The sequence below is a fragment of the Sulfolobus sp. A20 genome (genome assembly GCF_001719125.1).
Classification (GTDB): Archaea; Thermoproteota; Thermoprotei_A; order Sulfolobales; family Sulfolobaceae; genus Saccharolobus.
In genome coordinates this window covers 181,036-196,997 of the sequence record NZ_CP017006.1, presented here as the reverse complement: position 1 = coordinate 196,997, position 15,962 = coordinate 181,036, and the positions used below count along the sequence as shown (strand labels likewise).

The 15,962-nt window shown below is 35.2% G+C and carries 15 protein-coding genes; 4 read left to right on the top strand and 11 right to left on the bottom strand.

Translation table 11 applies throughout. From position 1 onward, the window contains the following. Window positions 1-33 precede the first annotated feature (33 nt). Genes BFU36_RS00905 through BFU36_RS00895 form a run of 3 tightly spaced genes read left to right on the top strand, consistent with a single transcriptional unit; the run spans window position 34 to window position 2,304 of the window. Window positions 34-711, top strand: a complete 678-nt coding sequence (locus BFU36_RS00905) for a hypothetical protein (protein WP_069281490.1) — start codon at window positions 34-36, stop codon at window positions 709-711. Then, on the top strand, window positions 698-1,390 hold the full coding sequence (locus tag BFU36_RS00900; protein ID WP_069281488.1) for a 4Fe-4S dicluster domain-containing protein: 693 nt from the start codon (window positions 698-700) through the stop codon (window positions 1,388-1,390). Before BFU36_RS00905 ends, BFU36_RS00900 begins: the two co-directional genes overlap by 14 nt. Then, window positions 1,387-2,304 (top strand): CoB--CoM heterodisulfide reductase iron-sulfur subunit B family protein, encoded by a 918-nt coding sequence (locus tag BFU36_RS00895; protein ID WP_069281486.1) that lies wholly within the window; start codon window positions 1,387-1,389, stop codon window positions 2,302-2,304. Before BFU36_RS00900 ends, BFU36_RS00895 begins: the two co-directional genes overlap by 4 nt. Here BFU36_RS00895 and BFU36_RS00890 read toward each other — a convergent pair whose 3' ends face one another. The 9 genes from BFU36_RS00890 to BFU36_RS00855 form a co-directional block, all read right to left on the bottom strand. Beyond that, the gene (locus BFU36_RS00890) at window positions 2,305-2,811 is read right to left on the bottom strand and encodes a hypothetical protein (RefSeq protein WP_069281484.1); all 507 of its coding nucleotides are present in this window, start codon (window positions 2,809-2,811) and stop codon (window positions 2,305-2,307) included. Window positions 2,812-2,843: 32 nt separating this feature from the next. Next, window positions 2,844-3,494 carry a hypothetical protein gene (locus tag BFU36_RS00885; protein ID WP_069281483.1) on the bottom strand — a complete coding sequence of 217 codons (651 nt, stop codon included), beginning with the start codon at window positions 3,492-3,494 and terminating at the stop codon, window positions 2,844-2,846. Window positions 3,495-3,577: 83 nt separating this feature from the next. Then, a complete protein-coding gene (locus tag BFU36_RS00880) occupies window positions 3,578-4,753 on the bottom strand; it encodes a cation:proton antiporter (RefSeq protein ID WP_069281482.1) in 1,176 nt (391 codons plus the stop codon). A 232-nt stretch (window positions 4,754-4,985) separates the two neighbouring features. Continuing rightward, window positions 4,986-5,171 carry a zinc ribbon domain-containing protein gene (locus BFU36_RS14465; protein ID WP_342719104.1) on the bottom strand — a complete coding sequence of 62 codons (186 nt, stop codon included), beginning with the start codon at window positions 5,169-5,171 and terminating at the stop codon, window positions 4,986-4,988. A 496-nt stretch (window positions 5,172-5,667) separates the two neighbouring features. After that, window positions 5,668-7,464 carry a glycoside hydrolase family 15 protein gene (locus BFU36_RS00875; protein ID WP_156770099.1) on the bottom strand — a complete coding sequence of 599 codons (1,797 nt, stop codon included), beginning with the start codon at window positions 7,462-7,464 and terminating at the stop codon, window positions 5,668-5,670. Window positions 7,465-7,529: 65 nt separating this feature from the next. Beyond that, window positions 7,530-8,618: an ABC transporter ATP-binding protein gene (locus BFU36_RS00870; RefSeq protein ID WP_069281478.1), complete on the bottom strand. Its 1,089-nt coding sequence runs from the start codon at window positions 8,616-8,618 to the stop codon at window positions 7,530-7,532. Further along, on the bottom strand, window positions 8,618-9,490 hold the full coding sequence (locus tag BFU36_RS00865; protein WP_069284511.1) for a sugar ABC transporter permease: 873 nt from the start codon (window positions 9,488-9,490) through the stop codon (window positions 8,618-8,620). Before BFU36_RS00865 ends, BFU36_RS00870 begins: the two co-directional genes overlap by 1 nt. Window positions 9,491-9,506: 16 nt before the next feature. Beyond that, window positions 9,507-10,385 (bottom strand): carbohydrate ABC transporter permease, encoded by an 879-nt coding sequence (locus BFU36_RS00860; RefSeq protein WP_069281476.1) that lies wholly within the window; start codon window positions 10,383-10,385, stop codon window positions 9,507-9,509. A gap of 4 nt (window positions 10,386-10,389) precedes the next feature. Then, window positions 10,390-11,937, bottom strand: coding sequence for an extracellular solute-binding protein (locus BFU36_RS00855; protein WP_069281471.1), 1,548 nt, complete (start codon window positions 11,935-11,937; stop codon window positions 10,390-10,392). 163 nt (window positions 11,938-12,100) lie between these two features. On the opposite strand from BFU36_RS00855, the gene BFU36_RS00850 reads away from it, so the two are divergent. Further along, a complete protein-coding gene (locus BFU36_RS00850; RefSeq protein WP_069281470.1) occupies window positions 12,101-14,788 on the top strand; it encodes a glycoside hydrolase family 57 protein in 2,688 nt (895 codons plus the stop codon). 197 nt (window positions 14,789-14,985) lie between these two features. On the opposite strand, the gene BFU36_RS13450 is transcribed toward BFU36_RS00850, so the two are convergent. Together BFU36_RS13450 and BFU36_RS00845 are read right to left on the bottom strand one after the other, a co-directional pair. After that, entirely contained in the window at window positions 14,986-15,237 is a 252-nt protein-coding gene (locus tag BFU36_RS13450) for a zinc ribbon domain-containing protein (protein ID WP_083216332.1), read from the bottom strand. Between the two features lie 212 nt (window positions 15,238-15,449). Continuing rightward, complete coding sequence (locus BFU36_RS00845) at window positions 15,450-15,941, bottom strand: transposase (protein WP_231961204.1); 492 nt, start codon at window positions 15,939-15,941, stop codon at window positions 15,450-15,452. Window positions 15,942-15,962 lie beyond the last annotated feature (21 nt).

The following is a 15,962-nucleotide window of genomic DNA, read 5'->3' as shown; positions in this document are numbered from 1 at the left end:
AACATTGACTATGTTAGGGATATTTTTAATGCAATGTTAGCTAAAGAGCCAAATAATACTGTAAAGGGCAATCCTAAGGAATCCTTGTCAGTTATTTTGAAAGCAATGAAGATGAAGAGTGATTTCTTATCCACTTTACAGATAAACTCTGAAGAAGACGTAAAGAAACTATTTGATGTAATATTTTATGCAAAGAAACACTACAGTGAGGTAATCAGTAAAAATAGTGTGGAAAAGATTAGACAAAGTTATGATAAATTAAGGGATAGTAATTTAAGTTATGACGAAAGAGTAAGTGCATTTTATTCTATTTTTGATCATGAAGATATAGTTGATATGGCTAGAGAGATAATTCATTTCTTAGAAGCGGACAAATATCCCTTATGGACTAGGTGGATATGGAACCCTGACAAAAATTCAGGCTCAATAACTTACGTACTAAAGGAAGGAGTGACCATAAATTCCCCTCAAGATTATTTCAAAGCACTTTCTGAACTTAAGGATACTCTTTCCATATTTGGATTAGATATAGGTAATTATTATGCTACTTCAATTTTTTTAGTTTACGCATATGTTAGATATGTAGATTATGCAACTCTGTTAGCTGTAGATAGGAAGGGAGGGGGACTATATCCCTCTCATCTTTCTACTACAGCTATGGTTCTTGGTTTAAAACCTTTCCTTAGGGTGATTCAACTTGCCAATTCCTGAGTTAGAGAAACCTATAATTAAAGGTTTAATTCAAAAAGATAAGGTAATAGTTGATGGAGTGGAGTTAGATGGTACATGGAATGCCTTCATGATAGAGAGGACGCAAACTGGCTATGATCCTAGTGTATGGGATGAAATAGCTAACACGTTAGAGGGAGTTACTATAAGCGCTTGTTGGCAATGTGGAACGTGTACTTCAGGATGTACTATGAGGGAATATGATCCTAACTATAGCCCTAGAAGGTTTATAGATTTAGCTAGAAAGGGAGATAAGCAAGCCTTAATTGAGTTACAAGATTCTTTGTGGAGATGTGTATCATGTCAGAAGTGTACTCACAGATGTCCTAAAGGAGTGATGGTAGAAGAAGTAGTGCATGCAATACATCATTACATGTTGAAACATGGGTTAGTCAAGAAGGACCCTGGTACGATATTTGATGAACTTTTCTTAGAGACTGTAATGAAGAATGGAGGTAGGATATCAGAGCTAACATTAGGAGCAGCTGCAGCGAAAGCAGGAATGGTGACGTTAAGCCTAAAGGATATGATTAATATAGGTGCTGCAGTTTTGAAGGGAGGGCTTATAAAAGATTTATTAAAGCCGAATAGAGTGAAGGATTGGGATAGGGTTCAAAAAGTCCTAGAAGAGGCAATGAAAGAGGAGGTGATCCCAGAATGACCTTACCTACACCTTATGGTAAAGCAGTATTTTACCCAGGATGTGCTCTAGATGGATTAGGGAAGTCATATGATGTTTCATTAAAGCTTATTGCCCAAGATTTAGGTGTCCCAATAGAAAGAATAGAGGATTATAACTGCTGTGGTGCTTTAGAAGTTAAAAATGTAAACACTATGGCTGGAATCTTATTACCAGCTAGAAACTTAGCATTAGCTAGAGAAATGAATGCAGATGCTGTAGTTTCAGCATGTCCCGGCTGTCATTATTCCTTATCTAGAACTCAATATTATCTAACAAAGTACCCAAAATTAAGAGAAAAGACTAATACGTATTTAGAAAAGATGGGTACGAAAGGATATGATCTGAAGTTAATGCTAGTTCATGCAGTGGAATATGTTTATAACACTGTTGGAATTGAGGGGATCAAAGCTAAGGTTAAGAGACCTCTAACTGGATTAAAGGTTGCTCCTTATTACGGTTGTCTATATGTCAGACCTAAATCGTATACCTTATCCGGATACATGAAATTAAGGGATGATCCAGAGAGACCATTCTTTATGGACGAAATATTAAAAGCAATAGGCGCTGAAGTAGTTCCGTTTGAGGCGAAAACGATGTGCTGTGGTGGACCTCACGTCTACTCTGATAATGAGGTATCAATACACTTAGAGGCTAGAATATTAAAGGAAGCTAAAAGGAATGGTGCTGAAATATTAGTTACTGATTGTCCATTAGGACATGTTGCAATAGAGACTAACATGAACAAGATAACCCAGAAGTATGGCAAAGACTTAGAGATGCCGTTAGCCTACTTCTCGCAATTATTAGCGTTTGCATTTGGTCATAGTCCAGAGGAAACCTTACTTACTGCTAACATAACTAATCCTATGTCAGTGTTAAGAAGATACTTGTAATCAAGAGATTTCTATTACCTTTGTTTTTATCTCTTTTGATTGAAGCTTATTAATAATCTCCTCCCAACTTTTTATTGGTTCTTCCTCATCTACTTTCGTTCTGAGCTTATTCTCTTCTACAATCTTTTTAGCGTAATAAATACATAAAGCTTTAACTTTACACACTGAACAAGTCTCATAAATGTTTGAGTGTAAGTTCATGTAAACTATTTCCCCATCACGTGTTAGATATAGTAACCCTTTTCTCAGGCTTATCGAATCCTTAGTCTTCTCGAAAGGAAAGACGAATCTTACATCTATCATGTTTTCTTTAAGAACTTTTATCTTATTTAAATAATCTCTTATATAATAATAGTAACTTTTACTATAATTGTCCCTCGAATCAGAAGTCAATATTCTAAATACCTTATCTTTACTTAGCTTAACAAAATCATAATAGTCTATAAGCCTGACAGTTGCACTTCTATTAATTGGTCTATTACTCTTAGTGGCTTTAAACTCACACATCAATTAATACTGCTCTTATTAAAAGTTAAACATTAAATGTTGGTCTCATGTAATAAGCTTAGTGCATTCTTGAACGCAATTACCTCATTATAATCATGAGTCTTAACGAATTCTCTTGCTGATTCAATTAGATCTAAAGAATTGTATGGCGAATCACTACCGTATATAGAATCACTATTAACGATCTCACTTTCATGGTTTATCATGTAATAGACTCTCCTATCATTAATAACGTTTTTATTATTAATCAGTACAACGGTAAAACTATATTTACTCAATATCTCTCTTAACTCATTTATATTGGGATTATAAACAACAATAATCAGATTTCTCTTCTCGGCAAAAGAATAGACAAAGTTAAGTTTAGGATGAAGAAGTGAGAAATTATGATGAGAAGGATTAAGTACAATTCCAACTATGCCTTTTTGGTATTGTCTCTCAATTTCTACCTCTGGTGATATTCTACAATTTGGATTATAAATTCCCAGTCTTGATATGAATTTTTTATCCTTACTCCACAAGTATTGCTGATAAAATCCATCAACACAACAATTACAAGAGTATTTATAGATTGGGTTCAAAACAATCCTCTCAATTTCTATATCCTTATCTTTAAGTGGTGGTAGATTAGTGTACTTATACAACTCTATTCCATAGTGAGTGTTAAAGTCGATAAAAATCATGATGATAATATATCAAGATTTAAAAAATAAATGATTTATCAGCGTTCGTACCCTTCTTCATCCTATCAAGTGAGCTGGGCTCATCACTCTAATTTAGTCTTTTTAACTAGTGTCTTAAATACTATTCCTCCTATCAAAGTAGTAAGTAGAGACATTAATATTATACCTTCAAATTCAACTTGGTTCAGCAAGTTTAACGATTCCCCTATTGATGCTACGACCAATCCAGTCTCACCCCTAGGTATCATTCCAATCGCTATTGTATTCGCCATCTTAAAATTCCTAGTTCGTAGAAATGCGAATGGAAAAACCCCAATCCACTTAAATAATCCCGCTATACCAGTCAATTCTAATGCAAATACTATAGTACTTAGATTGAAACTAGTTAAATTAACCTCACTCCCTACTACTACGAAAAATAAAGAACCGAAAATGCTAAGTAATGTGTTACCTATTTGCTTTATCTTTTCGCTTTTAGTACTATTAGCGATAGAAACTCCGGCAATAAAGGCTGATATTATTGGCGAGTATCCAAGTGACACCATGATCAATGTCAATCCAAATAACACTACGAAAGGAAATTCCTCTATGTATTTATCACTAAGTCTGTTGATTACTCTAGGTATTAAAATTACTGAAACTATGAATATAACTAACCATATTATTATGAGCTCAATGATCTTCACTCCCAGATACTGTATGTTTAATGTAGTCTCGCTTGAGATGCTGATCGCAATTGAGAGAAGTAGTAAATCAACTACATCATCCGATGCTGAAGCGGATATGAGGAAATCTATCCCCTTTCCTTTTAATTTTTCCTCCTCTATTATATATGCTACAGCAGCTAAACTCGTTGCTCCCATAGCCACCCCTAAGAATAAAGCTGAGTTACTACCGAACTCGTCTGAATAGAGGTAAAATGTAACTAAGAAAGGTAATAATGCTCCGAGAGTAGCTCCTAGAAAACTATACAAACCACCAGACCTTATTGGACTAATTCCATGTTCCAATCCCGACGTGAATATTAATAAAATTATTGAGAACTCAGAAAGAAATGTTATGTATTCGTTGATTGAGATCAATGGAAAACCAACAATTTGATTGATTATCATTCCCATTGCATAAGGACCGATTATCATTCCAGCTATAATTTCCCCCACTAAATAAGGTAAGTTGTATTTTGCTAAAAAAGATCTTATGATTTCAGCGACGAGAATGAACAAAGATACGTCAAATAAGCTGACTACTATCTCGTTCATCGCTAAGGTTTAGCTTTTGAAAATGAATTAAAAAGGTTATCTTAAGCGATTTTTCGGGAAACTAATTTTATTACTTTTAATCTCTCGTCACTCAACATTACATACCACATGATAAAAGGAGGCAAACTTTCTCTCAAGGCTAGGATGAGGTCAGTGCGAGAAATAAATTTTAACGTTTTCCTAATATTAATCTCTGAATTCCTCCTCTTAGGCAGGTTTCCCTTATCGATTCTCATTTTAGGGGCAAGTCAAGAGGCTCAGAGAACTCCTCCCATATAAATTCAATTATAACAATAGCATCCCTATCATTCTCATAATTACAACTAGAACAGCGAAAATACCTATAAGAAACCTCTTCCATCTCGCTATCGCATTTAGGACATTTGCTAGATGAGAAACTAGGATCCTCATAAGTCACTTTAAGACCATTCTTTTTAACCTCCCATTCAATCCAACATTCAATACGACTGCATCAAATACAACCTATCACTAAAAATAGTTGGCAAATTCCAAGATCTAACTAGTATAGGGGTTAACCAAATTGATGCTTTATGAACCCCAGGATATCTACCACGTTTAGGGTTTCTAAGTCAACTTTTATATATTGCTATAGTATCCATATAACAATCTTGAGCTTAGGGTGAAGGTTAAACTTTTCCTTCAAAACTTGATAATTTATGAACTTCCTTAACCTTTTTCAGTTTAATTTCCCTCAACCAATTAAGAACATATTTTAAACCTTTTTTATATCTTTGAACAAGGCTGAGTAGGGGAGGGAAATCATAAGGCTAATAGTAGCCATGATTCCTAACCCACCTTTACTAACTCCCCCACTCATAAACGAAGAGATGAGGAAAAGAGTTATACTTTATCATCCCCCACCATGAATGGCGAGGCTTTAACCACTTTGCAATCTAGTGTGCGGATCTTTTACGAAATATAGTGATTATTATAATTACTATTATCAAGATAATGACTGTTATAATAGGTAAAAATAATGGGCTGTTAACGACTATATTAGGTTTATATGAAAGGGAAGATATAATGAACATCGCAGAGGACCATGTTAATGGAGACGTGGTGGGTAGCGGATTTCCATAATTTGGGTCTATAGCTTCTGGTAATAACCCGTGTTGTGAATGATCGTAAGCCCAATAGAGCAAATTTAATGCATGAGCATAGTTTCCCCTTTGCTCATAATATAGGGCTTCGAATAAGGTAGATATTATCCACGGAGGACTAGGTCCGCTACTATCATAAAGATATTCTGAGTAATGGTATAGATCATCAGGGAATCTCGATAGACCTCCGTTAACAGTAAGCTTATTTATAACCGTGTTAAAGTTACTCGCCGCATAGGCTGAATTAACTGGAAGATATCCCATGTCAATTGGCAGTAGTGTGGCGGAATCTATGGCGGGAGGCTCTAGAGATAGAGTAGTAACGCTCTTTCCGTTTTCGTATATAACGGAAGTCCCTAAAGCTGATGCAAAATAAGTGTTGTTATACCAAAAATATTTGATTATACTTTGATTAAGAACGTATTCTTCCCTAGAGATTAGTGAATAGTTTAGACCTAAAACTTCGTAGATCTTAGCAGAATCAAATAGTCCTAGGTCATCAAGTGATTCTGTCCAGAAGTGGTATGCACTCCTATCCTCCCATACACTTAGATCTTGTGGAAGTAAATGGAATTTGGAACTGTTTATTTCCTTTATCTCATATAATAAACTGAGGTTAAGTGTACGTAATACTTCCCTTAAAAATGTCATATTTTTTGTTAAATTGTAAAATTGATATATGCCTATCTGGTATAATCCTATACTATCTAGTTCTGGGATTCCAAAGGAGATATCTGGTTTACCGTTATAGAAATCATATCTAGTATACCATACCCCCGGTTGTATTTGCTCTGCTTTACTCATCCATAGCCAGTATTTCAATGCAGACTCATAGTGACCAGCTTCTTGTAGCGCAATTGCACTGAAAGCTGAATCTCTTACCCAAGAGTATAAATAGATTGGCGATGGAGAAGCAGCAAAGGTTCCCAAATAAGGATTTTGATCATCTTTCAATAATAATAGACTTAAATAATATTCATTTAGCAATACTTTGGGTAAACCATTAGGAATCTTTGATTTATTCAACCATTCTTTTACACGATCGAAGTTAATTGAAAGTAATTGAGACACATTTTCATTGGGCTTAGCATTTACACTTATTTCAATAAATGTCTTTCCTTTAGGTATTACGAAATCTATTTCACTCTTCTTAACTAGATGTGTGATATTGCTTAAAACATAAATTGGTAGGCTAGCGTTTATTAGGAGACTAGTTTTATTAATCGAGATTATAGAAGTATTTGATGTTAATTTAATTTGAAAAGTGGAGTTAATACTAAACAAGATTAATAGATAAGGAGAGTAAGGAGGTTCAATAATACTTAAATTTCCTTGCATACTCTCAATCACCACACTATTGTTGAGCGTCAAATATGCTGATGAGACGCTTAGATTTGAAGCACTTAGAGTGAAGTTAAGTATGCCGTGTTTCCCTATATAGAGATTTCTGATAGAAAAAGGATATGGAATAAAGCCATTTAGTTGAGGATTAGGAATAGGTATTCCTGTAGTTATCCATATGGATTCGTCTTTCCAATTATTAAGTAACAGATAGGAAGGACTGTAACTTAGACTTCTTTGATAACTCATAGTCTGGCTAAAATATGGTAATGGTGTAAGTGATATCAAGATTAAAATTATTATAAACAAAACTCTCAAGTTTTCCCTACCAATAAGTTTCTTTGATCATTAGGATCAAATAGGTTTATGTTATTAGGATCAACTAAGATCTTCACTTTATCTCCTTTCTCTCTCTTCACTGTAGACTTCTCTAAGACTCTTAACGTGGTATCAACTAATCTCACATGTATAATGCTATAAGAGCCCAAGTTTTCTATCATCTCTACAGTTCCTTCTATGGTTCCATTTTCATTAATTGATAAATCCTCTGGTCTAACTCCTACTATTACTCTCTGACTATCCTTTACCAAAAATTTAAACTTATCAGATAATTGGATCTTACCATTTTCCACAAATATAGCATTTTTGTCTACCTCTCCTTTCAAAACATTCATTGGAGGATTTCCTAAAAACGTACCTACCCATACGTTATTAGGCGACTTATATATTTCCATAGGGTCTCCATAGGCTTGTACTACTCCATCATGAAGTATAGCTAACTTAGATGCTAAACTTAATGCTTCTATTTGATCATGCGTAACGTAGAGAATTGTGGGTTTAATATTCCTCTGTAACTGCTTCAACTCTTCCCTAGCTATTACTCTTACTTGTGCATCTAGGTTAGATAATGGTTCATCCATTAGTATTATATCCGCATCTTTAACTAAGGCTCTAGCTATTGCCACTCTTTGCATTTGACCTCCACTTAGTTGACTAGGCTTTCTATCTAATAGGCCATCAATTTTCAACATACTCGCCACTTCAATTACCCTCTTCCTTATTTCCTCTTTTGATATGTGCATCACCTTTAACGGAAATGCGATATTATCAAATACCGTCATAAAGGGATATATAGCGTAATTTTGAGGTACCATAGCCACTTTTCTATCCTTTGGAGGTACTTCGTCGGCTAACTCACCTCTCAAATAAACGTGACCTTTGTCTTGCTTTAATAGTCCTGCAACTATTTTGAGGATAGTAGTCTTTCCTTCTCCAGAAGGTCCTAAGATTACGACAAATTCTCCTTTTTCTACTTCTAAATTAAGGCCTTTTAATACTTGAGTTTTCTTTCCTCTTAGTTCATATTCCTTCCAAATATTCTCTAATTTAACGTAATGCGCCATTATTGCTTCACCCCAGCTAGATTACTATATGCTCTAGTCATCATTCTTTGTGATACTATAAATAAAACCATTAATGGAATTCCCATCAGCACTGATCCAGCTGCGAAAATATTGTACGCAGGGGCACTTGATGGATTTAGTAACCCAGCCATATAATATAATCCTATGGTTGCTGTCCACTCCTTAACGTTAGGTAAAAGGAAAGAGTAGGCTAAAGCGAAATCTAAATACGCTCCATTAAAGCCCAAAAGTGCAGTTAATGCTACCACGGGTAATGCTAGTCTCATAACTATCCTTAGGAAAGCCTGAAACCTAGACAATCCATCTATCATAGCTATCTCCTCATATGAAGGAGGTATGGAATCAATACTAAGTTTGGCTATAAATGCTGCGAAAATTGACGTTCCGGGTGTATAAGCCAATATCAAACCTAAATAGTTTAGGAGATGGAACTTAGCAAATAATAAATATAAAGGGACTGCCGTGGCAGTGTATGGGAAGAAAGTCACTATGTAAATGAAGGTCGCTAGAATTTTTTTGGCAGGTATATCAAGTCTAGAAAGGGCATATCCAGTTAATAGGGCTAATAAAACTGATATAAGAGCTGTAGAAAGAGCTAATATTAAACTATTTCTTACCCATAAAGGGAAGGTCCCCCCATATAGGTTTGTAGTAAGTAAGTATTTGTAAGCATTTAGGTATAGATGTTTGGGAACTAAGTCAGAAACACCTAATGAAATTAGGTTAGGAGCATTACTAAAGGATGTTACAAACACATAATATAATGGGAAGAGCGAAAATAGAGCAATGATTAACAATATTAAGTACGAGATGGCTAGTCTTAAGACCTTAAATAGTTTCGCTTTTATCATATCTATCTCACCTTCTTTACACAAATGTATCTAAAATTCTAGTATATTTTATCACTACTATAGCTAAGATAATTACAAATATTGTAGAAATTATAGACCAAGCTGCAGCTAAAGCGTAATTATTGTAACTAAAAGCTTCTTGATACGCATAAACTATGAAAGTCTCTGTAGATATACCGGGTCCTCCGCCAGTCAATATATAAATTGGATAGAAGTTATTCCACGTAAATACAAAACTAGTTATGAATACAAACGCGATTGTCTTTTTTAATGAAGGTAAAGTAATCTTTAAGAACTTAGTAAGAGCATTAGCCCCATCTAATTCAGCTATCTCATACAACTCTCTAGGGATGCTTTGTAAGGCTGAATAAAATACAACCATAAAATAAGGGAAGGAAAGCCAATCATTTGTTAAGATAAGCTCTGTCCACGCATCAGTTGTTGATGTTAAAGAATTAATATGAGGCAAGTGCAATAACGGTAGTATTAATCTATTCATCATACCATATGGATCTACCCAAAGTCCTTGCCATACTAGAAGAGAGATAAACCCTGGAAAGGCCCAAGGAAGAATAAGAATAGCGTAAAATATTGTTTTTCCCTTTAAATCGCTTTGATTAAGAACTAAAGCCAGCAAAAATCCTAGAAACATCATTGTAACCAGACTTCCAATAGTCCAGATTAACGTATTCCCTAATAGCTGTAAGAAATAACCATATTTAAAAATTATAAGATAATTCGTTAATCCAACATAACTATACTTAAGGAAGTGTAAAAGACTAAGATTCGTAAACGAAATGTAAAGTGAATATAATAAGGGAAATATGAAGAGAAATAAGGTAATTGCTACTATAGGAACAATATAAAAAAGTGAAAAAACTTTTTCTTTTTTCATTCTTTCACCACTTTTTCATTACTTTGGGAGTTTCTACGACGAAAATTATTGAGGAGATTATACTTACCATCAGAAGGACTGGAGGTACTATAGGCAATGGCATAACATATGATAATAAACCATTTTGCACTAATGATTGAACAAATGCCTGCTCCATACCTTGAGATGCCTGAGTCGCATTTATCTTATCAGCGAAGAACTCACTTGCATATTGGTGGAAGGAATTCCAGTAATAAGCCATTTGAGGTATGTTAGGGAATTTTTGTCCATATTGAGCTTGCTCTAATATTCCCTCCATTATTTGGTTAAGGTAAGCTGGTTGTAGTTTACCTTCCTTTAAGTCAGTTAACGCTTGATTATAAGCTTGAACATTAGCAGGAATATCGTGAGCTACCGCGAAAAGTCTATAATCTGCCTCGTAGTTCGTAAAGTATAGTACAAATATGATAGCAGCTTTAATTTGCATTTGGTTAGCTCCACTAGCTTGAGGAGAGGCTATCAAGAAGCCCGTAGAACCTACAAATGGTGCAGCCCTTAAACCTGTCTGGCTGACTACCGGCAGTGGTGCCGCCCCTAGATTAGGACCTAAAGCTTGCAAATAATTGTTTAAGTCCCAAGGTCCATCAAATATTATAGCAGTCTTATTAGCTATGAATAATTGTCCTTCAGCTCCTCCAGCACCAGTTGAGGGTGCTAAGTAATTCACTTTCAAATTATAAGTTAAATTATACCAGAAGTTTAAGGCATCAACCATGGCTGTGGTGTTTAAGTCTGGAATTACTTTACCGGAACTCGTAGTAAATATTTGACCACCAAATCCCGCAAACCATGCAGCAAACCTATAACCATACTCATCAGAAGCGCCATATGCAATACCCCATACGCCATACGTCTTGTTAACTTGTTCTGCAATTTGCACCAGTTGGGCAGTAGTATTAGGTGGATACGGAACAAATTGTTTATTGTAAAACATTACTATGTAATTTATATTGTCTGGTAAACCATATAACGATCCATTTAGTTCCCAATCTTTAATTGCTGTAGGTAAGTATAGTGACGTTATACTATTTGGTAAATATTGTGATAAGTTCAATACTAGTCCCGCAGCAAATAATGCTCCGCCGGAATCACTAGTATCCCTATAAACTATCGGTGCTTGTCCAGCCTTTGCAGCAGTTTCAAATTGTGATGTTCCAACACCTACACCATAGGTTACTTGTACGTGAATCCACGGAAACTCTTGTTCAAATTGAGTTAAGGTTTCATTGAAAGCTTGATTCTCGGACACACTATAACTATTCCAAACCGTTATAGTTACTGGAGTAGATGGGGGTGAGCTAAGACCTACAAGGCTCATTAAGACTTGAGGATTACTCGTATTTAAGTTACTTATGGATGATGTAGTTGATGAGGAAGAAGTCGTCATACTAGTCATCATACTTGATGGATGCTTAGTAGAAAGGTATGCATAAGCACCAGCTACAGCTATTATTACAATTACAACAATTATTACTGCTATAATTGTTTTTGATATAGCTTTTTTATTTCCCATTAAATTATCCCCTATCTTTATTACATTTATGTGGCATAAAAAACTTTCTTCATGTACATTCTATTGAGAAAAATTATATTCTCTTTTTTATTATATTATAGTCGAATGCATACTTAAATATGTGAATCGAAAAATTTAAAAAGATAACCAATTCTATGAAATTATGAATAAAAATAAATACTTCATTTTAAGTGTAATGCTCCTTTTTGCTATAATATTATCACTAGTTAACTTCCCAATACTTGCTACACAGTCTACTTCTATAAGGGTTAATTTCACTGTCACGTCAAACGGTCTAGTGACCATATATTTATCTGGCTTTCCTCAAAATAATACGCTAATATTACACTATGGTATTGAAAACGGTCCTCAACAAGCGTGGACAAACATTTCTAATGTGGTCATGAAATGGGATGGAGATAATTTTAGCGCATCTATAGGTCCTTTCAGCAATGGTACATGGATAGGATGGGTATTTTATGATAATACAACGGGAGAGTGGATTAACTATGAGAATCATCCCTTCTGGAACTGGAATCTTGAGATTAATCCCCCAAATGTTGGGCAAACGTATGCTGTAGTCCTCCAAAACGGATCAGTTCTTATAACCACAATAGGGAGAGCACCAGACCAATTAGACATACATTACGGATTAACAACTGGTCCTCAAACAGGTTTACCTTGGAGTAATATAACCGATGAAGAAATGATTTACAATCCTCTCTGGGGAAATTATACGGTATTAATAGGACCCTTTAAACCTGGGCAGTGGGTTCAATGGGTTTATCACGATTTAAGTGTAAATCAATGGTATCATAACATATCTAATACAAACTTCGCTATTCAAGACATTTACTCATACATTCTTTATATTAATTCCAGCTATGATAGGTTCATTTATGTGGAAGGTCAGTCGGCAAGAATATCTGTATATCTTTATAATGAATTAAACCAATCGATCAACTCTTCTATTTTAATTCAACTGGCGGGACAAAATTATACCACTAGTCAAATTTTGAACAGCGGGAGGAATCAAGTTACATTATCAATTCAAACAAGTAACATCAAGCAGGGTATTTATCATCCTCTCCTTATAGTATTGGTTAATAAAACGTTAGAGATGCAAGCTATGCTTCCCCCATTTTATATACTAAATACTACTGGGAAGAAACCATTGAGTCTAGTAATAGTTTGGAACATGCATCAACCATTATACATTGCCCCCAATGGCACTTGGGAGGAGCCTTGGGTATGGTTACATACTGGACAAGACTTCGAGTGGAATAATAGCATAATAGGAGCTTACGAGTTACAAGCCTTATTAATAAGGCAATTTAACGTAAGTGTAACTATTGACTTCACACCTGTTTTATTATATCAATGGGAGGTTATACTACATGAGAAAAATGTTAGTTTTTCCTCAAACTTCGGAATTGAAGTAAATCATGATATTGAAGCCGTTAATTACACTTTAAATCTGTATAAACAACTAGCAAACGAAGGGAAAGTAGAAGTTCTTACGGTTCCCTTCTATCATCCATTACAGCCATTATTGCTTCAAGATGGCTATTGGAGTGATGTCTTAGCCCAGATATTAATGGGAGAAAACTTAACTCACCAAGTTTTTGGAATATGGGCTAATGGTACTTGGACACCTGAAATGGCTTTTGGCATGGGATTAGTAGGCTTATATAATCAGAGTAACATATCTTTCACAATCTTAGATCAACAAGCCTTCTTACCATATGTCACTTTAGTAAATGGTTCCTTAAACCCTGACCAGCCATTTATTGTGGAAAACAACTTAGGGCAAAGGATAATAGTGTTATTCAGAAACACTACACTATCTAACGAGTTCGGCTTCCAATTCTTCAGTCAACAGCCTCAGCTTACCGCTAAAGAGCTAATTCAACAATTAGCTCAAATATACATGAATGACCCCGGTGGTATAGTAACAGTTGCATTGGATGGAGAAAATCCACTGATATTTAATCCCTCAACAGGTCCACAAGACCTCTATGCAATATATCAGGCACTATCCGAGTATCAAGGTCAGTGGTTAGTAACCCAAACAGCAAGCGAGGCTATAATTACACATAAACCATTCAGTATAATAACTAATCTACCCGTCAGTTCATGGGATCTTAATTTAAATTACTGGAACAATGGATATATAGGGAAGACCGAGATATGGCGCAACGTTTCAATAGCCAGAGAATACCTAATAGCGTATACTGTTATGTTAGGGGAGAACATATCGCCATTAGTTTATCTACCTTTTGTAAATGCCCCTAATTCTACTAGTTTACTTGACACCTTATGGAATTATCTATACATAGCGGAGGGGAGTGACTGGACGTGGCAAACTGGACCACCAGCTTACGGTCCTAGTTGGTTCAAGGAGCAAGCACTGTTATATACCTCTACCATAACGTCTCTAGTTAAGAGTCAATTTTCTATGATTAAAGTAGAAAGTGTAAAGGTTAGTAATAATCATATTCAGTTTAGCATCTATAACGGTATTAATCATACTGTCTACTTAACGGTCGTTGTGAAATACGGGAACGGACAATTAGTGATGCCTACTGTTTTAGGAGAAGGTCTTAACAAGATCGACATAAAGGAAAATAACATTAGCTCGACTTCGCTTCAAATATATCTATACTCTCCAGTGCTTCAGTCAGAGATAGGAAATACATTAATCCCAATAACTAGCTATGGTTTCCTCATAGCACAATATAGCTTTAATGTTTCCGAGTCTTCATCAATGGATCAAATATACATTATAATAGGTGCTATAGCATTAATCGTGTTACTAATAGAAATTTCGATTAGAAGATTTATAAAGTAATGTCCTTTTTTCTCTATCTTAACCATAGTATTCAAAAACAGATTATGAATAAGTCATGTGTCTATGAAATATGAATAAATTATAATATATCTCTACATTAATTATTCTCGTTATATGGTATAAAAACGTTATAAAGAAAATGAAAGATTGCCTTTCTTTCTACGCCATTATCCAAGTACACTGACCTCCTCCCCGCCCTAAAGGGTTTTGCCAAGGTCTAAAGCGTTACTCCCCTTTATAGGAGTTACTCCGTTTGAAGAGATAAAGAAAGATATGGCTTTTTCAACCCGTTTACGACTTTCCTTACTCCAAATATTCAAAGCACCATTAACATCGCTGTGAAGCTTATGAGATAAATTAATAACTCCCCTAGGTCTCCTAACCACCTCTACTTCATGATAAGCACAAAGCCTAGAAGTATTATACTCTACAACAAAGAAAACCTTTATACCATATACTCGTAGAACTTATTTTGTGTGGACAACAATTTCGTCCAACTGTAAATTTTTTACTTATGCGATGGATTTAGAGTATATTGTGGAAGAATATTTTCAGCTATTTTGCTATTGTGTTTCTCGTTGAGTTAAGTGCTAAGAAATCAAACACATTCTCGCCCTCACCCTAAAAATACTTTTCCACGATAAAGAAAATTCAATTTATATCAACTAAATTGTTGTCCACACACCCTCTTCCGAAAATAAAAGTAGTCACTCTTAACTATGGAACCACGGTAAAAAAGTACAGTACCATCATCCATGACAACTGTAGCCAACATGTTTATACCAAGGTCAATTGACGTTGTCTTGTCACCTTTAGGAATGGCTATTTGTATTTTGTCCCTCTCACCGTGAATGATGAGGGAATCCTTCATTGGCTTATTACTCTTCTTCGAAATTATTCCACTAACGTCAACTGGTATGGAAGCGTAGAACTTATTGTCGACGATATGTGTCTCTAGCCTTCCTTTTACACCAAACCATCCTAATTTGCCCACAAAGGGCATTTCCATCTTCCAGTCCTTCAGCATTACTGCGTGTCTCTCCTCATCAACCTCATAATGATCTTGCCTAACAACGAGAATAAGCTTTCTCTTCTCATTTTCTTTCCAGTAACCAGGTAGCGAAACACGTTGGATGAAGGGTGGCTTTTTCAACAATGAAAAGAATGATTACCA